This window comes from Kaistia sp. SLG-1 (genome assembly GCF_059699055.1).
This window is the reverse complement of the sequence record NZ_AP048544.1, coordinates 4,922,985-4,941,766: the sequence shown is the minus strand read 5'-3', so window position 1 is coordinate 4,941,766 and position 18,782 is coordinate 4,922,985. Positions and strand designations below refer to the sequence as shown.

Here is an 18,782-nt window from a genome sequence, read left to right as displayed (position 1 = left end):
CGGCCTCCGAGAGGGGCCGGCTTGCGGGGATCTGGGATACTATTATAACAGTGACGTAAGGGGCGTGCCGAGAACGGCGCGCCGGGGCGGAGCCGGCCCGCGTCACGGGATGCGGGCGGTTCCCGCGAGAAGGGTGTCAGCGGGTGGCCGAAGCGGCGTTACTGCAGTTGCAACTGGTCAACCTGGATCGCAAGTCGCCTCTGCGCGACCAGATCTACCAGGTCATCCGCACGCTGATCGTCATCGGACAGCTGCGTCCGGGCCAGTCGGTCAACGAGGTCGAGATCGCCGAGCAGCTCGGCGTCTCGCGCACGCCTGTCCGCGAGGCGGTCAAGCGCCTGAGCGACGAGGGCCTGATCAATGTCTATGCGCAGACGGGGACGTTCGTCGCGACGATCTCGCGCGATGCGCTCGAGGAGGCCTATGTGATCCGCAGCGCGCTCGAGGTCGAGAGCGTGCGCCGCGCGGCGTCGAAGATCACCGCGCGCCATATCGAGGCGCTCGAGGACATCATCGGCCAGCACCAGACCGCCATCGGCCGCAAGCGCTACACCGACGCCATCCGTCTCGACGACGATTTTCATCGCTCGATCGCCGAGGTCAACCATTTCTCGATGCTGTGGCGGGCGGTCGATATCTCCAAGGCGCAGATGGATCGCGGGCGGTATCTGGCGCTGCCGCGACCCGGCTCGGGCGCGACGACCATCGCCCAGCACCAGGCGATCCTGACGGCGCTCGCCGCCAAGGACGAGCAGCGGGCGATGGAGGCCATGCGCGAGCATCTCGATACCTCGTTGCGCAACACGCTGAGCCTTCTGGCCGAATCCCTCGAACCTTCCGAAACGTAGCCGCTGCGGCGTCGGACCCTAGGGCTTCGGTTCGGCCGGGGCGGGGCCGAGGTTGATCCCGCGCAGGGCAGGGGCCGAGCCGACGCCCATGTTTTTCACGATCTGCAGCGCCTGCACCATGGTCAGGTTGAGCGGGCGCACGCATTCGGCCGGCATATAGAGGATGTTGCCGGACATCGGCGTCGGCGCCTGCGGCAGGAATACTGCCAGCCAGCCGCCTTCGAGCGGTTCGAGCCGGTAGCCGATCTGCCAACCTTCCTCGACCTTGACCAGCACCGGCGTCATCCCCTCGGAGCCTTCGACATGGGCGAGGCCCTCGGCCATGCTCTTCATCAGCCGATATTGCGGCAGGCCCCCGAGCAGCGAGGTTTCCAGCCAATCGCGCAGCTGCAGGCCGGTTCGGGTCCGCGCGATAAGGCCGGCCGCGAGGCAGAAGAGCGCAAGGATCAGGATCGTCAGCAGCGGGATGAGGCCGAAGCCGCGCGGAATGACCGTTTCGGGCACGAGCTTCGATATCGGGTCGGCCAGCTTCTGGCCCAGCGTCATGGCGTGGCGAAAGGCGATCGAGAGCAGCGCCACGGGCAGGAGGAACAGCAGGCCGCCGAGCAATGTCGCCTTCAGGAACCCCAGGGGCGATATGTCGATGCGGCGTCCAGGCGACTTCATGCGGCTTCCTCGTCGGGCTGCGAGCGCCCGTCCGGTTGCCGGCCGGCCCGCCGATCAGGGGCAATTTCTTGCTGAATGGCGGCGGAACGCCCTCGGGCCGTCGGGCGCCTTAAGGGCGCCCGACCGCTGCCGCGTTCACGGCTTGACGGGATCCCAGTCGGGACCCGGATTGAAGCGCCGGACCACCGGCGCGACGGTGTCGGTCGACGGGCCGAGATTGCGCTCGTAGACATTGCCGCGCTGGTCGCAGAGGAACGTCATGATGCCCGTCTCGCCCCACTTCTCCGGATAGGCGAGTAGCGCGAAGCCGGCGAGCAGGCGGCCGTTGACCAGATAGTCGTAGGCGCCGCCCGGCGCGTCGGGGCCCTGGCGGGTCAGGATATGATAGCGATAGCCGTGATAGGAGCGCGGCGCCGTCGGGTCGTCGCTGGTGCGGACCGCCGCCGCCACGATCCGGTCGCCGAGCGGGCTGTGGTCGGTCGGCGTCGCCGGTTCCCAATAGAGGCCGTCATGCCGGCCCTCGGTGCTGACGAGCTTGCGGGCGAACTGCTGCACCGGTTCGTCGTCATGGAGCGTCCGGAAATACTCGTTCTGCGCGGCGACATAATCTTCGCAGGCGCCGATCGCCACGAGCTCGTTCTGGCCGATCGTCAGATCGGTGATCTGCTGCTTGCCGAGCTTGATGTCGAAGGCCCAGCCGGTGCCGCTCGGCCTGAGCGGGATCGGGAACGGCCATTGGTCGGTGCCGTAGACGAGGATCTTCTCGCCGTTCTGGCCGTCGACGACGCTGCTGCCCTTGCTCGCCAGCTCCAGAAAGTCGGCCAGCCGCTCGCTGTCGACGTCCGGATCTCCGGAGGCGATCAGGTCCTTGCCGCCGGGACCGAAGATCTTGTCGAGCGTGCCCTCTTTCGGGGCCTTCGCCGCGTCGACCAGCGCGGTCGATGCGGCTTCCGGCGAGGGAAAGACTTCCTGCGCGCCGGCGGACTGGACGAAGGCGCCGAGGCTGCTCACGAGCAGGACGCCGAGCACGGATGCGGTGATCCTGGATGCGGTGATCTTGTGCATGTTTGCTCTCCTCAGCGCCGTCCGCCGCGTCCGCCACCACCACCGCCGCCGCGGTGCATCTGCCGTCCGCCGCCGCCACCGCCGCGTCCCATCTGGGGCCGTCCGCCGCCGCCGTGATACATCTGCTGCGGACGCCCGCCGCCCCGGTTCATCTGCGGGGGCCGTCCGCCGGAGGGCCTGGACACCGATTGCCGGCTCTGCGCGCCTCGGTTCGAGACCGCCTTGGATCCCTTGCCGCCCATCTTGGAATTGCTGAAGGCGGTGTCCTTCGCCGGGCGTTTCGCCGCTGCCTTCTTGGCGCCGCCGCCGGGCTTCTGGCCCTTGTTGGCGGTCGCAGGCCGGTTGCCGGCTGTCGGACGATTGCCGGCGTTCGGGCGGTTACCGGCGTTGGGCCGATCGCCGATCTCCGGCCGGTTGCCCGCATTCGGGCGCTCGACGCCGGGGCGGTTCCCTGCGTTTGGCCGATTGCCGGCGCCCGGCCGGTTGCCGGCGCCGGGTGCGCCGGGGCGGTTGCCGATATTCGGCTTGGTCCCTTGACCCGGACGGTAGCGGTCGCCATCCGGCCGCCACGGCCGCGTGCCGCCGCCGATGTCGATCCGGTCGCCGCCACCGATATTGATATCGTTGCCGATGTTGATGTTGCCGCCGCCCGGACGATAGCCGGGGTATCCCGGCCAGCGCGGCGGATAGACCCAGCCGCGGCCCCAGTCCCAGATATTGTCGATGGCGATGCCGACGGCGATGCCGGCGCCGAAGCCGATGATGCCGGCCGCGTAGGCGTCGCCGGTGTCGTAATAGACGGTCTGGGGATCATAGGTCGGCACGTAGATCACGCCGGGATCCGCCGGCTCGATCGCGACATAGCTGGTGCCGCCCTGGTCCTGGACGGTGACCTTCTGCTGCTTGTTGGTCTTGAGCGATCCGGCCTTCTGCGCCTCGCGGCGCAGGTCCTGGATTACCGTCGCGACATCGTCCGGCTGGTTGACGAAGGCGTCGCCGAGGTCGGTCGTCATGTCGAGGTCGGCGTTCAGCTTGGCGATGATGTCGGGAAAGCGAACCAGTGCCTTGACCGTCGGATCCCAGTTTTGCGTGTCGGCGCCGGAAAAGTCGCCCTTGGCGACGGCCGACTTGTTCTTGTCGATCCAGCGCGACGCCTGGACGATGTCGACGGGATAGGCGCATGCCGGCAGGAGCTGCGCCAGCAGCGCGTCAGGATAGAGCGCGAAGGGCGCCAGCAGCTTTCTGAGCTCCTCCTGCGTGAAGGCGTCGTCCGTCGCCTGCTGCGCGGTGGAATCGGCCGGCGCGGGCGTGGCCGCTGCCGGCGCGGTCGCGGCGGGCGCCGCGGCGTCTGCCGGCGGCGGGGCCTGTGCGGCGGGCTGCTCCTGCGCCCGGGCGGAAATCATGTTTGTGGCGAGGGAGGTCGCCGCGACGAAGACGAGCCCCATAAATCGAAAGCCGGCGCCTTTTGACGAACCAAGCATTTCTATCCCCTTAGGGTTCAGACGCGAGGGTTGGATCTTAGCCAACGCTACGGCATCTGACAATTTTCTTCGTGATCGATTCGTTTCTTTATTTAACGAATGCTTGGGTGCCGCGCAGCGGTACCTTTTCCGCCCCTTTGGTGCGGCGGAGGGGGGCTTTTCGCTGCCGCCACGCGGCGCCGGGCTCGGGCGGCGGCCGACGTATTTCGTAACGCAATCTTCAGCAACGGCCGTGATATCTGGTTAACCAAGCGCGCGGGGAGGTTGTTGTCGTCCCGGCTGCGTTGTCGATTGCGCGTTCCGGAGTACCCCTGTCTTGATTCGAAATCTGGCTGCCAGCGCATTGGCTGGCTCCCTCGCCCTGCCTTTCGCCTTCTCGTCCGCGATAGCTGCCGACGCCGCTCCCAAGCGGAACGACGGTGTCGACCTCGTCATCGAGCTCGGCGTCGGCGGCCAGGTGCAGCCGCGCTATCCCGGCGCGCGGGACCTGCTCTTCGCGCCCTATCCGATCGTCTCGATGTCCTATCTGCGCCTGCCCGGCCTGTTCGAGCTCGGCGGCGGGCCGAAGACGGCCTTCACCATCGGGCCGTCCTTCCGCGTGATCGGCAAGCGCGATCCGGGCGACGAGCCGGGCCTCGCGGGGACGCGCAAGCTCGATCCGACTTATGAGGCGGGCATCAAGGCCGCTTACGAGTTCAATTTCGATCCCGTCTATGGCGCCGAAGTGATCGGCGAGGTGCGCGGCGCCTTCGGCGAGGCGAGCGGCGTGGTCGGCACCGTCGGCGCCGACGTCATCGCCCGGCCGATCAAGACGCTGGAGCTTCGATTGGGGCCACGCGCCAATCTCGCCTCCAGCGACTATATGGGCACCTATTTCTCGGTGACGCCGGGCGAGAGCGTCGCCAGCGGCGGGCATCTCGACGCCTTTGACGCCGGCGGCGGCCTCTATTCGGTCGGCCTCAAGGCGTCGGCGCGTTACGAGTTCAAGCCGACTTGGTTCCTGAACGCCAATGCCGGCTACGAGCGCTTCGTCGGCGACGCCCGGAATTCGCCGATCGTGGCGACGGCCGGCAACGAGAACCAGTTCACCTTCGGCGTCGGCCTGTCGAAGCAGTTCTCGCTCGACCTGTTCCGCGACTGAGCCCGGTCTGCGGCCTTGAACGGGCCGGGGCGGCGCGCTAGCCTCGGTCCGTCGAAAAAGGAAAGGCCGGTGCGGTTGGCCCGGCCCCCGGACACGGGTCCTGTCCGGCGCGCGGAACGCGTTCCAGCGCCGAGTCCCAAGACTTTCAACGCTCTGGCACGGTGCCGGGGCGAACGAAAGGGAATGGGAACATGCAACAGCAGCTTTCGGTCATCACGCTCGGCATCGCCGATCTCGCGCGCTCGAAGACGTTCTATCGCGACGGCTTCGGCTGGACGCCGATATTCGAGAACCACGAGATCGTCTTCTACCAGATGAACGGCTTCGTGCTTGGAACCTGGCTTCAGGCGGCGATGGAGGCGGACATGCAGCGCGACGGGCTGCGCCGGCCGGGCGCCTTCACGCTCGCCCACAACGTTGGGAGTCAGGAGGCTGTCCAGCCTCTGATCGACCGGCTCGCCGCCGCCGGCGGCAGGATGCTGCGGGCCGCCGATGCGCCGCCGCATGGCGGCTTGCGCGGCTATGTTGCCGATCCCGACGACCATGTCTGGGAGATCGCCTGGAACCCGGGCTTTGCGATCGACGCGCAGGGCCTCGTTACCTTCGGTCTCTAGGCTCCGACCGCTTGACAGGCGCGGCGCGCGCCTGCTCGGATCGCAATCGGGAGGCGCATGGCGGTGATGAACCGCCGCCATGCCAACCGGCCATATCGGCCGGAACGACAATCGAGGGAGAGAGACTATGACGATACGCAGGGGCGCCCTGGTCGGGTGCGGGTTCTTTGCGCGCAATCACCTGAATGCGTGGCGGGAGCTCGGCGACCGCGCCCGCATCGTCGCCGTCTGCGATATGGACCGTGCGAAGGCGGAGCAGGCTGCGGCGGATTTCGGCATTCCGGCCTTCTATGACGATTTCGAGCGTATGCTGGCGGAGGAGAAGCCGGATTTCGTCGACATCGTCACCACCGCCCCGTCGCATCGCAAGCTGGTCGAGGCCTGCGCCGCGCATGGCGTCGCCGCCATCGTGCAGAAGCCGCTGGCGCCCGACTGGGAGGATGGCTGCGCGCTGGTCGACGCCATGGACAAGGCGGGCCGGCCGCTGATGGTGCACGAGAATTTCCGCTTCCAGGCGCCGCTGCTGCGCGCCGCCGAGATCGCCCGCTCGGGCGTGCTGGGCGAGCCGACCTGGGGCCGGTTCTCCTTCCGCACCGGCTATGACATCTACCGGGGGCAGCCCTATCTCGCCGAGGTCGAGCGCTTCGTGCTGCTCGATATCGGCGTGCATGTGCTCGACGTCGCCCGCGTCTTTATGGGCGAGGCGGAGAGCGTCTATTGCCTGGGTCAGTCGATCAAGGAAGGCATCCAGGGCGAGGACCAGGCGACGGTGTTGATGCGCCACGCCAATGGCGCCGTCAGCGTCTCCGAAGGCAGCTATGCCAGCCGCCAGGAGCCGGACCTCTTCCCACAGACCCTGATCCATTTCGAGGGAACCAAGGGTTCGATCCGGGTCGAGGCCGATTGCCGCTTGGTCGTCACCTCGCCGGAAGGCAACTTCATCGAAATCGCCAAGCCGAAGCCGCTTTCCTGGGGCGGCGAGCCGTGGCTGCTGATTCAGGACAGCGTCGTCTCGACCCAGCGCCACTGGCTGGATTCGCTCGACGCCGGCATGGCGCCGGCGACCTCCGGCCACGATAATCTCAGCACCTTCGCCCTCGTCGAGGCGGCCTACAAGTCGATCGAGACGGGCGGACCGGTCAAGCCGGAGGCGTTCGCGGCGGTGCCGGCATAACGCTTTCGGCTGTTCAGGGCGTCGCTTGTTCTAAGGGAACGAGCGACGTCCGGAATTCCATTTCTTGGAAGTCCCGCTCAATCGGTCGATCATCGTCGCATGGCGTGAGTGGAGATTTTCGGCATGGCCAGCACGACGAACAGACCGGCTTCGACGGCACCGAGCGGTTGCGGAACCTGCCGGAACTGCAGCTCGCTGTTCTGGGGCATCGGCGCTGGCCTCGGCCTTCGCTGCGTCAGCGAGGCCAACAAGGGGAGGGAGGCCGGCTGAGCCTCCGCCCACCTCCGCCGTCATCCTCGTGCAGGCGAGGATCCATCCAGCAAGGTTTTCGAGCGTTGATATCGCCACGTGGCCTCGGCTACTGCGGCAGGTCCGCTACCCCTCCCCGAAAATGCGAAGGGCATTTTCGACCCTCCCTCAAGGGGAGGGTTCAAGCAGGGCTAGATCCTGGAGATGAGATGCCGACTTTCCTTGAACCCTCCCCTTGAGGGAGGGTCAAAACCGGCGGAGCCGGTTTTGGGGAGGGGTCGCTTGGGTTGCCCGATCGACCGGCCGACAGCCCTCAGCTCACCAGCAGGGCGTCGTCGTCGAGGGTTTCGCCGCCGCGCGCCTTGCGGAACATCTCGATCAGGTCCTCGATCGTCAAATTCTTGCGGCTCTCGCCGACCACGTCGAGGATCACCTTGCCGCCATGCAGCATGACGGTACGGGTGCCGTAGTCGAGCGCCTGGCGCATCGAATGCGTCACCATCAGCGTTGTCAGCTTGTGCTTCTCGACCAGCGACTGGGTCAGCTCCATGACGAATTCGGCCATGCCCGGATCGAGCGCCGCCGTGTGCTCGTCGAGCAGCAGCACCTCGCTGCGGGCGAGCGTCGCCATCACCAGCGACAGCGCCTGGCGCTGGCCGCCGGACAGGAGGTCCATCCGGTCGTCCATGCGGTTTTCGAGGCCGAGCTTCAGTTCGGCGACGCGCGAGCGGAATTCTTCCCGCCGGTTGCTGCCGATGGCGAGGCCGAAGCCGCGACGGCTGCCGCGCGCGGCGGCGAGCGCCAGGTTTTCCTGGATCGTCAGCGCGCCGCAGCTGCCGGTAAGCGGATCCTGGAAGACGCGGGCGACATATTTCGCGCGGTCGGCGGTGGCGATCTTGGTGACGTCGCGGCCGCCGATGACGACCCGGCCGGCCGTCGGTATGACGTCGCCGGCGAGCACGCCCAGCATGGTCGACTTGCCGGCGCCGTTCGAGCCGATCACGGTGACGAACGAGCCCGTCTCGATCTTGAGGTCGAGGCCCGAAAGCGCCTGCTTCTCGAGCGGCGTGCCGCGTCCGAAGACGACGGAGAGGTTGGAAAGCTCGATCATGCCGCGGCCCTCCCGCGACGAAGGCGCGGCAGCACGAGGGCGGCGGCGACGAGGACGGCGGTGACGAGGTTGAGGTCAGACGCCTTGAGGCCCAGCACGTCACTGGAGAGCGCCAGCTGGATGGCGATGCGGTAGAGCACGGAGCCGACGACGCAGCCGATCAGTGCCCAGATGATCAGGCGCGAGTGGAACAGCGTCTCGCCGATGATCACCGCCGCGAGGCCGACGACGATAGTGCCGACGCCCGAGGTGACGTCGGCGAAGCCGTTGGTCTGGGCGAACAGCGAGCCGCCGAGCGCCACGAGCGCGTTGGAGAGCGCCATGCCGAGATAGATGTGCAGGCTGGTGTTGACGCCCTGGGCGCGCGCCATGCGCGGGTTGGCGCCGGTCGCCCGCATGGCGAGGCCGAGGTCGCTGGCGAGGAAGCGCCAGACCAGGAACACCGCGATGATGACGAGGACGCCGACGAAGAGCGGCCGCACGTAGAATTCGGAGAGGCCGTGGCCGTAAAACGGCGTCAGCATCGTGTCCTGGTTGATCAGGGCGACGTTCGGCTTGCCCATGACGCGCAGATTGACCGAGAACAGCGCGATCATCGTCAGGATCGAGGCGAGCAGGTTCAGGATGCGGAACTTGACGTTCAGCGTCGCGGTGACGAGGCCGGCGACGGCGCCGGCCGCCATGGCGACGGCGGTGGCGAGCCAGGGGTTCCAGCCGGCGATGATCAGCACGGCGGCGACGGCGGCACCCAGCGGGAACGAGCCGTCGACGGTCAGGTCCGGGAAATCGAGGATGCGAAAGGCGAGATAGACGCCGATCGCCACGAAGGCGAAGACGAGGCCGAGTTCAACCGCGCCGAGGAAGGCAATTTGGCTCACGAAAGCGGCCTCTCCGATGGAGCCCGCCCCGCGCGGCGCGGGTCGGGCTCGTCCGTTTCAACGGAACCGCGGGCGATCTCTGCCACCCGTCGTTCCGCCCTGAAGAAAGGCCCGGCGCTGGGCCGGGCCATTCCTGATTACTTGATGACCTTGGTCGCGCGATCAACGACCGTCTTCGGCAGTTCCAGGCCGATCTTTTCGGCGGCGCCCGGATTGATCACGAGGTCGGTGCCGGCGGCGACGTTGATGTCGATGTCGCCGGGCTTCTCGCCGTTCAGGATGCGGACGACGATGGCGCCGGTCTGCTTGCCGACGTCATAGTAGTTGAAGCCGAGCGCCGCGACGGCGCCGCGCGAGACCGAGTCGGTGTCGGCGGTGAAGAGCGGCAGCTTGCTCTCGACGGCGACGGTGACGGCCGATTCCAGCGCCGAGACGATGGTGTTGTCGGTCGGCACGTAGATCGCGTCGACGCGGCCGGCGAGCGCGCGGGCGGCGTTCTGAACTTCCGACGAGCGGGTGGCGGGCGACTCGACCACGGCGATGCCCTGCTCGCCGCCGAACTTCTTCAGAAGTTCGACCAGCGTGACCGAGTTGGTCTCGCCGGGGTTGAACAGCACGCCGATGGTCTTCACCGACGGCAGGATTTCCTTGATCAGCGCGACGTGATCGGCAACCGGCGACAGGTCGGAAAGGCCGGTGACGTTGCCGCCCGGCTTCTGCAGCTGCTTGACGAGCTGCGCACCGACCGGGTCGGTGACGGCCGAGAAGACGACCGGGATGTCGCGCGTGCCGGAGACGACGGCCTGGGCCGACGGCGTCGAGATCGGCACGATCACGTCCGGGCCGTTGCCGATGAACTGGCGGGCGATCTGCGCGGCGGTGCCGGGATTGCCCTGCGCCGACTCGTAATTGAAGGTCAGGTTCTCGCCGACCTTGAAGCCGGCCTCGCCGAGCGCGTCCTTGACGCCGTCACGAACCGCGTCCAGCGCCGGATGCTCGACGATGGCGGTGACGTCGACGGTGACGTCGCGCGCGAGGGCAGGCTGGACGAAAGCGAGGGTCGCGATCGCGGCGGCAGTCAGGAACTTCATCAGATGGCCCCCCTTAGTGGCTTTGGAATTTGTTTGTTCGGTCAAAAGGTGAAACCAGCCCTCGGCGGAGAAGTCAACATCGATGCCGGTTAGCCAAGTAGAGGCGGGGCGATGGCCGCCTCAGCGAAGCGATTTCTGGCCTCCCGCGGCGGTGATCACGCCGACGATGATGAGGCCGGTCAGAAGCAGGCGGACGCCGGCGCTGACGCCGAAGGTGTTCAGCATGGTGAGGAGCAGGACGAGGAAGAGCGCCGCGCCCCAGATGCCCGGAACATTGGCCTTGCCGCCGGCAACCGAGGTGCCGCCGATGACCACGACCGCGATCGAGCTCAGGAGGTATTCGTTGCCGATATCGACGCTGGCGCCGCGGAAATAGCCGGCGAGCAGGGCGCCGTTGATGCCGCCGAGCGCGCCGGACAGCGTGTAGGTGAAGAAGCGGATGCGCTCGACCGGGATGCCGGCGAGCATGGCGGCGCGCATGTTCTGGCCGATCGCCAGCACCGAGCGGCCATAGACCATCCGTTGCAGCGCGATGCCGGCGAGGAAGGCGAAGATGGCACCGCCGATGGCGAGGATCGGCACGCCGAAGATTTGGATGTTGGTGAAATCGGCGAAGGCCGGCGGCGGCTTGATCTGCAGGCCGCGGCCATAGGCGATGTCGATCGATAGTACGATGAAGCTCGACGACAGGGTGGCGATGATCGGCGGTATGCGCAGCGCCCGGATCAGCAGGTAGTTGAAGGCGCCGACCGCCATGCCGCTCGCCAGCGCCGCGACGAGGCCGACCGCGATCATCGAATTGCTGCCGCCCATCACCTTCATGGCGACGGCGCTGGCGAGGCCGATATTCGCCGGCAGCGACAGGTCGACATTGCCGGGGCCGAGCGTGATGACGAACATCTGGCCGATACCGACGATCACCATGAAGACGGCGAGCGACAGCGCCGCCGTGATCATGCCGCCGGCGCCATAGCCGCCGGTAAAGGTGATGGCGGCGAGCCAGACGGCGAGGGCGCCGATATAGGACCAGATCCAGGGGCGGCCGAGAAGGGTTCGGATCGCACTCACCGGTCGCCCTCCCGGCGGCTGATCAGGGCGCGCGCGGCCAGCACGATGATCAGGATGGCGCCGTTCGCCGCCACCTGCCAGTCCGGCGGGATGTGCATGAAGGTGAGGAGCGGCGAGGCGGCGAGCGCCAGCGTCAGCGCGCCGATGACGGCGCCGATCGGCGAGACGCGGCCGCCGACGAACTCGCCGCCGCCCAGGATCACGCCGGCGATCGCCAGCAGCGTGTAGCCATTGCCGAGATTGGCGTCGGCCGAGGTGGTAATGCCGACCAGCGCCATGCCGGACAGCACGCCGAACAGGCCGGTGAGCGCGAACATCGTCACCTTGGTCTTGAGGATCGACCAGCCGGCGCGATGGATCGCCAGCGGGTTGCCGCCGGTGCCGCGCAAGACGGCGCCATAGGAGGTCCGCATCAGACCGAAATGCACGACCAGGCCGATGACGATGGCGGCGACGATCGGGAACGGCACGAAGGGCGGCTTCAGGCTCATGAAAGCCTGCAGCCAGTCCGGCGCCTTGCCGCCCGGTTTCGGCAGCAGCAGGATCGCCAGCCCCTGCCAGACGAAGCTCATGCCGAGCGTCACGACGATCGACGGCAGGTTCCTGAGATGGATCAGCGCGCCGAGCGCCGCGTAGACGCCGATCGAGCCGAGCAGGACGAGGATGCCGAGAAGCGGCGTCTCGCGCAGCCAGGTGGCGGTGACGCAGGCGACGAAGCCGACGAAGGTGCCGATCGAAAGATCCAGCTCGTTCACCGTGATGACGAACATCTGCGCGATGGTGGCGAGCGCGATCGGGATCGCCAGGTTCAGCATCAGCGAGAAGCCGAAATAGCTGATCGCCCGCGGGTTCAGATACGCGATAGCGATCAGGATCAGCGTCATCGACAGCGCCGGCAGCAGCGCGCGGAGCAGCCGGGCGAAGGCGGGCGAGCGGAAGCCGGTGCGGGCGAGGGGCTCGGCGGATGCGGCGGCGGTCACGAGGCGATCCCCCGGGCAGCGGCCCCCGCGGCATCCTCGAAGGAGGACTGGATGACCTTCTCCTCGGTCAGGTCGCTATGGGCGAGGTCGGCGACGATGCGGCCGTTGCGGAAGACATAGACGTGGTCGCAATGGCCGAGCTCGTCCATCTCCGTCGTGTACCAGAGGAAGGTACGGCCCCGGCGCGCCTCGGCCCGGATGAGGTCGTAGACCTCGAGCTTGGTGCCGATGTCGACGCCGCGCATCGGATCGTCCATCAGGATGATGCGGGCATCGGAGCCGAGCGCGCGGGCGAACAGCACCTTCTGCTGGTTGCCGCCCGAGAGCGACAGGATGTTGTTGTCGAGATCCGGCGTGCGGATGCCGATCTTCTGCTGCCAGGCGCGGGCGAGCGCCTGTTCGCGCTCGGCCGACAGCAGCCAGCCGCGCTTGAGGCCGGCGAGCGAGCGGATGCCGATATTCTGCGCGATCGACCAGAGCGGGAAGATGCCGTCGGTCTGGCGGTCGCCCGCGACCAGCGCGACCGGCGCGTCGATCTCGACGCCGGGCCGGTGATGGGTCGAGGCGGCGTAGATGTCGAGTAGCAGGCGGGTCTGGCCATGCCCGGCAAGGCCGGCGAGGCCGATGATCTCGCCCTCATGGGCAACGAGCTCGGCGGAGTCCTGCTGGTGGCGCGGCCGGGCGCGAACCTTGACCGCCGTCTCGCCGCGCGTCCTGGCTTCCATGGCGGTGTCGCCGTTGCGGGGATGGGCGCCGCCCATGGTGGCGACCAGCCGGTCGCGATCGAAGGCCGAGGCCATGTCGCTCGCCACGACGCGGCCGTCGCGCATGACGACGATGCGGTCCGAGGTCGAAAGGACCTCGCCCAGTACATGCGAGATCAGGATCGTGCTGATGCCCGCATCGCGCGCCCGCCCGACAAAGGCGAGCAGCTGGCCGGCGGTGTGCGCGTCCAGCGACGACGTCGGCTCGTCGAGGATGACCAGCCGCAGCGGATCCTCGGTGACGGTGAAGGCGCGCGCCACCTCGACCATCTGGCGCTGGCCGATCACCAGGTCGCCGACGACGTCGGACGGGTCGATGCCGTGGCCGGGAAAGATCTCGTCCAGCTTGGCGCGGATCAGCGCCGTCGAGCGCTGGCGCCAGCCGGCGCCCTTGAGCGCCGCATGGCTGATGCGCGTGTTCTCGGTCACCGTCAGGTTCGGGCAGAGCGACAGCTCCTGGAACACGCAGCGTATGCCGAGTTTTTGCGCCCGCGCGACGGAGTAGGCGACCTCAACCGTCCCTTCGACGGTGATCGTACCGCGGTCGGGCGTGCCGGTTCCGGCCAGGATATGCATTAGCGTCGACTTGCCGGCGCCGTTGTGGCCGACCAGCCCGACGCATTCGCCGGCGCGGACCGACAGATCGACGCCGTCGAGGGCCCGGACGGCGCCGAAATGCCTTTCGACGCCGTCGAGCTTCACGATGACAGGGCTACCCTCGGACATTCCAACCCGCATTCGATTCCATGGCAGGAGGGCAGCTGGAGCCTTTCGCCGCTTCCTCGAAACGGGGAAAGGCTCTACCGCTTGGCCGGGTCGCGACTTCTTCCCGCGAACCGCCACACTTCGCTCGAAAACGCTCGCGCGCGGCCTACTTGATGTTCGCCTTGATGGCTTCGATCGCGTCGGCCTGGGTGTATTCATGCGTGGCGACGCCGCCTTCCTGAATGTTCGGCAGGGCCGCCTCGAAGTCCTCCTGCGTGAAGGCGAGATAGGGCACCAGAAGGTCGTGCGGGATGTCCTTGCGGCCGTCGAGCACCTGCTGGGCGACCCAGAAGGCGAGCGAGGAGACGCCCGGCGCGATCGAGGACGACCAGGTCTGGTAGCCGTCCTTGGCCTTCTGTTCCTTCCACCAGGCGAGCTCGTCCTGGCGGTTGCCGAGGATGATGGTCGGGCGCGGCTTGCCGGCGGCGGCGAAGGCCTGCGCCGCGCCATAGCCGTCGCCGCCCTGGTCGACGATGCCGACGATCTCGGGCAGCGAGGGCAGCACGGTGGCGACCGCCTTCTGCGCCGTCGTCTGGTCCCAGTTGCCGGTGACCGAGTTGACGATCTTGAACTGCGGGTTGGCGGCGACGCCTTCGAGGATGCCGGCGTGGATCGCCTCGTCGATCGAGGTGCCGGCGAGGCCGCGGATCTCGAGCAGATTGCCGCCCTTCGGCTGGAACTTCGCCATCTGGGCGACCTGTTCCTTGCCCATCGCCTTGAAGTCGACGACGACGCGATAGGCGCAGGGCTCGGTGACGATGCCGTCGAAGGAGACGACGACGATGCCGGCGTCGCAGGCCTGCTTGACGGCGCCGTTCAGCGCGTCCGGCGAGCCGGCATTGATGACGATGGCGTCATAGCCCTGCAGGATCAGGTTCTGGATCTGCGCCGCCTGGGTCGGCACTTCCTGGTCGGCGGTGGTGAAGACGTCGGATGCGGCGACGATGCCGTCGGCGACCGCCTTCTTGGTGATGATGTCGTAGCTCTTCAGCATCGCCTGACGCCAGGAATTGCCGGCGTAGTTGTTGGAGAAGGCGATCTTCTTGGATGACGTATCGGCATAAGCGGTGCCGGCCAGACACAGCAGGGCGAGCGCCGCCAGAACGGGCGATTTCCTCATGGCGTATTCCTCCCAGAGCCTGCCGCTTCAGCGCGTCTCTTTGCGGCTCATATCTCAGGCTCGCATAGGGGGAATGGCCGGTCAATCGGATTGGCCGGCCAGGAAGACGTTGGGGAAGGTGCGCGCGGCGCTGATGTCGCGGCGCGCGGTCAGCGCATGCTTTCGATCAGGTCCTCGGCATCCGCGTCGGCATGGCGGTTGGCGAGCTGGAATGCCGCCTCGGCGTCGCCGTTGCAGATCGCGCTGACGAGGGGGGCGTGCAGCTCGATGATGTCGTGCGGGTCGCTGTAGAAGCGGTCCGTCAGCCGCAGGAACATGCGCGTCTGGCCTTCGAGGCGGTTGTAGATCTCCATCAGCCGGCGATGGCCGGAGATCTCGATCACCGTGCGGTGGAACTCGAAGTCGAGCTCGATCAGCTTGGCGCGATTGCCGGACTGCGCCGCTGCGCGCATCGACTGCAGCAGCGCTTCCAGCGCCTTCCGGCCGGCATCGTCGATCCGCTTGGCGGCGAGGCGAGCGCCGAGCGATTCCAGCGCCTCGCGCAGCATCGAGATCTCGTAGACGTCGGCCTTCTCGACGGTGATGACGAAATTGCCGCGGCGCGGGCGGTATTCGACCAGCCCTTCCGCCTGCAGGAATTTGAGCGCGGCGCGGATGGTGCCCTGGCTGACGTTGAAGCGATTGGCGAGATCGAGCTCGATCAGGCGGGCGCCGGGCGCGAGCTCGCCGTCGAGAATGGCCGCGCGCAGCGCGCCGCCGATCTCGGATTCGAGGCTCGCATGGGTATCGCCGGAAACCAGCTTCTTGCTCGGACGGGCCATCATCGGGCTCCCGCCGACCGGGTCGCGGGCCATCCGGCCCCGCAATCGGCGCCGACGTCCGCATTCCGCTGCGCCGTCCGCTTCATCCCGTGCCGATCCGTCATGCGCTCAAGCCCGCTTCGTTGGTCCGCCGGTGCGTCGCCGGCGTTGAAAACTAACAATAAACGATATTCCGACCACGACTAGGCCGGGAATTCTGCCGTCCCGCATCTTTTGCGGGTTGTCTCGAGCGGGTACGCGGCCTGGTCGTGGCGCGGCAAGATCCTGTCCTTTTGCATGCGGATTTTATCAATAATCGATATTGACAGCGTTCCAGTCCCGAAGGATGTTGCGCGCCGCCCGGAGGCGGCCCCGGCGGGGCTGCCGCCCGAGCCGTCCATTGCCGCCCCATTGCCGCCGCGAGACCGGCGGCGACCGCCCAGCAGGAGAGCCAGGTGTCGTCGATTTTTTCCAGGGACTATGCCAGCGAGCTCCCGACCGCGGTTCGCGGCAGCGGCGTCTATCTCTATGACGCCGACGGCAAGTCCTATCTCGACGGCATGGGCAGCGCCGGCGTTGTCGGCATCGGCCATGGCCGTACCGAGATCTACCAGGCTCTGGCGGCGGCCGGCGACGCGGTGACCTTCGCCTATTCGGCCCAGTTCACGACGCCCTGGCAGGAAGAGTTCGGCAAATCGATCCTCTCCGTCGCGCCGAAGGGGATCGAATCCGTCTATTTCGTCTCCGGTGGCTCGGAGGCCAACGAGACGGCGCTGAAGCTGGCGCGCCAGTATCATCTCGAGCGCGGCGACACGCAGCGCCAGAAGATCATCTCGCGCTGGCAGAGCTATCACGGCGTCACCATCGCGACGCTGTCGCTGTCGGGCCGCACCAGCTGGCGCGCGCCCTATACGCCCTACATGCTGCCGGTGATCCACATCGCGCCGCCCTACGAATACCGTTGCGCCTACTGCAAGGACAAAGGCGGCTGCACGCTCGATTGCGCCGACGAGCTGGAGCGGGCGATCAACCTCGAAGGGCCGGAGACCGTCTCCGCCTTCTTCGCCGAGACCATCGTCGGCACGACCGCCTCCGGCCTCGTGCCGCGCCCCGACTACTACAAGCGCATCCGCGAGATCTGCGATCGCTACGGCATCCTGTTCGTCGCCGACGAAGTGCTGGCCGGCTACGGCCGCACCGGCCGGCCGTTCGCGATCCAGGACTGGGACGTCGTCCCCGACATGATCACCTGCGGCAAGGCGATCGGCAGCGGCTACGCGCCGCTCGGCGCGGTGCTGATCAACGACAAGATCACCAATTTCTTCCGCGAGAGCCGCAAGCGCTTCGTGCATGGCTTCACCTATAGCGGCCACCCGACCTCGTGCTTCATCGGCCAGCAGGTGTTCGACATCATGTCGAAGGAGGGCCTGTTCACCCGCGCCGGCACCATCGGCAAGTACCTGCATTCCCGGCTGAACGATTTGCAGCAGCGCCATCCCTGCATCGGCGAAGTGCGCGGGCGCGGCCTCTATGCCGGCGTCGAATTCGTCGCCGACCGCGCGACGCGCGCGCCGTTCGCGGCCGAGAAGAACTTCACCTCGCGGCTCGTCGCCGGCATGAAGGATCGCGGCGTCATCGTCGGCGGTGGCGTTCCCGGCGCCAATTTCGGCCAGGGCGGCGACCACATCCAGATCACCCCACCCTTCATCGTCAGCGAGGCCGAGATCGACCAGCTCGTCGACGCGCTCGACGACACGATCGGCGAGATCGCGTAAGGCCTGCGCGACAGCGGGGTGGCACGGGGGCCGGATCGCTGTTCTGCCTTAATATCGGGCAGCCCCGTGCGAATGAGAGTGACTTGCGGACTATCAATAATCGAGTATCGTTTGTTGATCCAACCGCAAGCAACGAGACGTCCTTGACTGCGCCGGCCGGCGCGTGCGCCTGCGGTGTGCCGGAATAAAAAGAACCAACGAGGGAAATACAGAATGCTGAAGTCGCTTCTCGCCGCCGCCTGCGTCGCGGCGCTCATGACCATGTCGGCGCAAGCCGGCGTGACGATCCGCATCGGCGGTGCCGGCTCCGACGACAGCCCGGACACCAAGGCCATGCAGGTGTTCAAGGAGAAGCTCGAGGCCGATCTCGGCAGCGACGTCGCGATCGAGCTGTTCCCCGGTTCGCATCTCGGCACGGTCGACGAGATGGTCGAGCAGGTGAAGGGCGGCGTGCTCGAATGCATGTATGAGAGCGTCGGCGATCTCGGCTCGTTCCACCCGGCCGCCAATGCCGAGGGCGTCGCCTATCTCTACCGCGACGAGGACGATTTCTTCCGCATCTGGCGCGGCCCGATCGGCCAGGAAATCATCGAGTCGATCGCCAAGGACGCCGGCTTCCGTGTCGTCGGCCCGGCCTATCACGGCTTCCGCCAGTTCCTGGTGACCAAGCCCGCCGACAGCCTCGACGACCTGCAGGGCCGCAAGATCCGCGCGCCCGGCATTCCGGCCTATATCGAGTCGATCCGCGCGCTCGGCGCCAACCCGGCCACCGTTCCGTTCGAGGAAGTCTACACCGCGATCCAGCAGGGCGTGGTCGACGGCGTCGAGCAGCCGCTCGTCGCCATCCAGGACAAGCGCTTCTACGAAGTCGCCAAGCATCTGGTCATGACCAACCACATGGCCGAGACGATGGGCTTCATGTGCGGCGAGGAATGGTATCAGGCGCAGGACGAGCGCCTGCGCACCGCCTTCCAGAAGGCGGCGGAAGCCAGCGCCGACTGGTATCGCGACTACACCGACAAGTCGCAGGCCGAGGTGCTCGCCTCGCTGGTCGCCGAGGGCGTCGTCGTCCACAAGCCCGATCTGGCGCCGTTCATCGCCAAGGCCGCGACCGCGTCCTACGATCCGGCGCTGCAGCCGATCATCGCCAAGATCCGCGCCTCGCAATAAGCCTCAGGCCCGCCGCCTGATC

Annotated in this window: 17 protein-coding genes; 6 read left to right on the top strand and 11 right to left on the bottom strand. The window is 67.2% G+C overall.

Features of this window, described 5'->3' with window-relative positions:
• The first annotated feature begins 161 nt into the window (after window positions 1–161).
• The gene (locus tag AC6HZP_RS22945; RefSeq protein ID WP_201404587.1) at window positions 162–848 is read left to right on the top strand and encodes a GntR family transcriptional regulator; all 687 of its coding nucleotides are present in this window, start codon (window positions 162–164) and stop codon (window positions 846–848) included.
• Window positions 849–866: 18 nt separating this feature from the next.
• On the opposite strand, the gene AC6HZP_RS22940 is transcribed toward AC6HZP_RS22945, so the two are convergent.
• The 3 genes from AC6HZP_RS22940 to AC6HZP_RS22930 form a co-directional block, all read right to left on the bottom strand.
• Window positions 867–1,514: a DUF502 domain-containing protein gene (locus AC6HZP_RS22940; RefSeq protein ID WP_497524692.1), complete on the bottom strand. Its 648-nt coding sequence runs from the start codon at window positions 1,512–1,514 to the stop codon at window positions 867–869.
• Window positions 1,515–1,649: 135 nt separating this feature from the next.
• Window positions 1,650–2,579, bottom strand: a complete 930-nt coding sequence (locus tag AC6HZP_RS22935) for a DUF2950 domain-containing protein (protein WP_497524691.1) — start codon at window positions 2,577–2,579, stop codon at window positions 1,650–1,652.
• A gap of 11 nt (window positions 2,580–2,590) precedes the next feature.
• Window positions 2,591–4,060 (bottom strand): DUF3300 domain-containing protein, encoded by a 1,470-nt coding sequence (locus AC6HZP_RS22930; RefSeq protein ID WP_497524690.1) that lies wholly within the window; start codon window positions 4,058–4,060, stop codon window positions 2,591–2,593.
• Window positions 4,061–4,403: 343 nt separating this feature from the next.
• Between AC6HZP_RS22930 and AC6HZP_RS22925 the strand changes: the two genes are divergently transcribed.
• From AC6HZP_RS22925 to AC6HZP_RS22915, 3 genes are all read left to right on the top strand, one after another.
• The gene (locus tag AC6HZP_RS22925; protein ID WP_497524689.1) at window positions 4,404–5,201 is read left to right on the top strand and encodes a MipA/OmpV family protein; all 798 of its coding nucleotides are present in this window, start codon (window positions 4,404–4,406) and stop codon (window positions 5,199–5,201) included.
• Window positions 5,202–5,392: 191 nt separating this feature from the next.
• Window positions 5,393–5,815 carry a VOC family protein gene (locus AC6HZP_RS22920; RefSeq protein ID WP_497524688.1) on the top strand — a complete coding sequence of 141 codons (423 nt, stop codon included), beginning with the start codon at window positions 5,393–5,395 and terminating at the stop codon, window positions 5,813–5,815.
• 127 nt (window positions 5,816–5,942) lie between these two features.
• A complete protein-coding gene (locus tag AC6HZP_RS22915; protein ID WP_497524687.1) occupies window positions 5,943–6,989 on the top strand; it encodes a Gfo/Idh/MocA family protein in 1,047 nt (348 codons plus the stop codon).
• Window positions 6,990–7,551: 562 nt separating this feature from the next.
• On the opposite strand, the gene AC6HZP_RS22910 is transcribed toward AC6HZP_RS22915, so the two are convergent.
• From AC6HZP_RS22910 to AC6HZP_RS22875, 8 genes are all read right to left on the bottom strand, one after another.
• Entirely contained in the window at window positions 7,552–8,349 is a 798-nt protein-coding gene (locus tag AC6HZP_RS22910; RefSeq protein WP_201401237.1) for an ABC transporter ATP-binding protein, read from the bottom strand.
• Window positions 8,346–9,227, bottom strand: coding sequence for an ABC transporter permease (locus AC6HZP_RS22905; RefSeq protein ID WP_201401236.1), 882 nt, complete (start codon window positions 9,225–9,227; stop codon window positions 8,346–8,348). The genes AC6HZP_RS22910 and AC6HZP_RS22905 overlap by 4 nt, the downstream gene beginning before the upstream one ends.
• 137 nt (window positions 9,228–9,364) lie before the next feature.
• Entirely contained in the window at window positions 9,365–10,318 is a 954-nt protein-coding gene (locus AC6HZP_RS22900) for an ABC transporter substrate-binding protein (protein WP_497524686.1), read from the bottom strand.
• 120 nt (window positions 10,319–10,438) lie between these two features.
• Window positions 10,439–11,386 carry an ABC transporter permease gene (locus AC6HZP_RS22895; protein WP_497524685.1) on the bottom strand — a complete coding sequence of 316 codons (948 nt, stop codon included), beginning with the start codon at window positions 11,384–11,386 and terminating at the stop codon, window positions 10,439–10,441.
• Window positions 11,383–12,270 (bottom strand): ABC transporter permease, encoded by an 888-nt coding sequence (locus AC6HZP_RS22890; protein ID WP_497526845.1) that lies wholly within the window; start codon window positions 12,268–12,270, stop codon window positions 11,383–11,385. The genes AC6HZP_RS22895 and AC6HZP_RS22890 overlap by 4 nt, the downstream gene beginning before the upstream one ends.
• A gap of 92 nt (window positions 12,271–12,362) precedes the next feature.
• Entirely contained in the window at window positions 12,363–13,856 is a 1,494-nt protein-coding gene (locus AC6HZP_RS22885) for a sugar ABC transporter ATP-binding protein (protein WP_497524684.1), read from the bottom strand.
• Window positions 13,857–14,001: 145 nt separating this feature from the next.
• A complete protein-coding gene (locus tag AC6HZP_RS22880; RefSeq protein WP_497524683.1) occupies window positions 14,002–15,015 on the bottom strand; it encodes a substrate-binding domain-containing protein in 1,014 nt (337 codons plus the stop codon).
• 149 nt (window positions 15,016–15,164) lie between these two features.
• Window positions 15,165–15,836, bottom strand: coding sequence for a GntR family transcriptional regulator (locus AC6HZP_RS22875; RefSeq protein WP_497524682.1), 672 nt, complete (start codon window positions 15,834–15,836; stop codon window positions 15,165–15,167).
• A 434-nt stretch (window positions 15,837–16,270) separates the two neighbouring features.
• Here AC6HZP_RS22875 and AC6HZP_RS22870 point away from each other — a divergent pair, with 434 nt between their 5' ends.
• Complete coding sequence (locus AC6HZP_RS22870) at window positions 16,271–17,590, top strand: aminotransferase family protein (RefSeq protein WP_497524681.1); 1,320 nt, start codon at window positions 16,271–16,273, stop codon at window positions 17,588–17,590.
• A 213-nt stretch (window positions 17,591–17,803) separates the two neighbouring features.
• On the top strand, window positions 17,804–18,760 hold the full coding sequence (locus AC6HZP_RS22865) for a TRAP transporter substrate-binding protein (RefSeq protein WP_497524680.1): 957 nt from the start codon (window positions 17,804–17,806) through the stop codon (window positions 18,758–18,760).
• Window positions 18,761–18,782: the final 22 nt, after the last annotated feature.

What these genes read in the sequence shown, in the direction of transcription:
- AC6HZP_RS22900 (WP_497524686.1), bottom strand. Translation starts at nt 10,318, where the DNA reads ATGAAGTTCCTGACTGCCGCCGCGATCGCGACCCTCGCTTTCGTCCAG.
- AC6HZP_RS22940 (WP_497524692.1), bottom strand. Translation starts at nt 1,514, where the DNA reads ATGAAGTCGCCTGGACGCCGCATCGACATATCGCCCCTGGGGTTCCTG.
- AC6HZP_RS22915 (WP_497524687.1), top strand. Translation starts at nt 5,943, where the DNA reads ATGACGATACGCAGGGGCGCCCTGGTCGGGTGCGGGTTCTTTGCGCGC.
- AC6HZP_RS22875 (WP_497524682.1), bottom strand. Translation starts at nt 15,836, where the DNA reads ATGGCCCGTCCGAGCAAGAAGCTGGTTTCCGGCGATACCCATGCGAGC.
- AC6HZP_RS22920 (WP_497524688.1), top strand. Translation starts at nt 5,393, where the DNA reads ATGCAACAGCAGCTTTCGGTCATCACGCTCGGCATCGCCGATCTCGCG.
- AC6HZP_RS22880 (WP_497524683.1), bottom strand. Translation starts at nt 15,015, where the DNA reads ATGAGGAAATCGCCCGTTCTGGCGGCGCTCGCCCTGCTGTGTCTGGCC.
- AC6HZP_RS22890 (WP_497526845.1), bottom strand. Translation starts at nt 12,270, where the DNA reads ATGACGCTGATCCTGATCGCTATCGCGTATCTGAACCCGCGGGCGATC.
- AC6HZP_RS22885 (WP_497524684.1), bottom strand. Translation starts at nt 13,856, where the DNA reads ATGTCCGAGGGTAGCCCTGTCATCGTGAAGCTCGACGGCGTCGAAAGG.
- AC6HZP_RS22865 (WP_497524680.1), top strand. Translation starts at nt 17,804, where the DNA reads ATGCTGAAGTCGCTTCTCGCCGCCGCCTGCGTCGCGGCGCTCATGACC.
- AC6HZP_RS22930 (WP_497524690.1), bottom strand. Translation starts at nt 4,060, where the DNA reads ATGCTTGGTTCGTCAAAAGGCGCCGGCTTTCGATTTATGGGGCTCGTC.
- AC6HZP_RS22910 (WP_201401237.1), bottom strand. Translation starts at nt 8,349, where the DNA reads ATGATCGAGCTTTCCAACCTCTCCGTCGTCTTCGGACGCGGCACGCCG.
- AC6HZP_RS22935 (WP_497524691.1), bottom strand. Translation starts at nt 2,579, where the DNA reads ATGCACAAGATCACCGCATCCAGGATCACCGCATCCGTGCTCGGCGTC.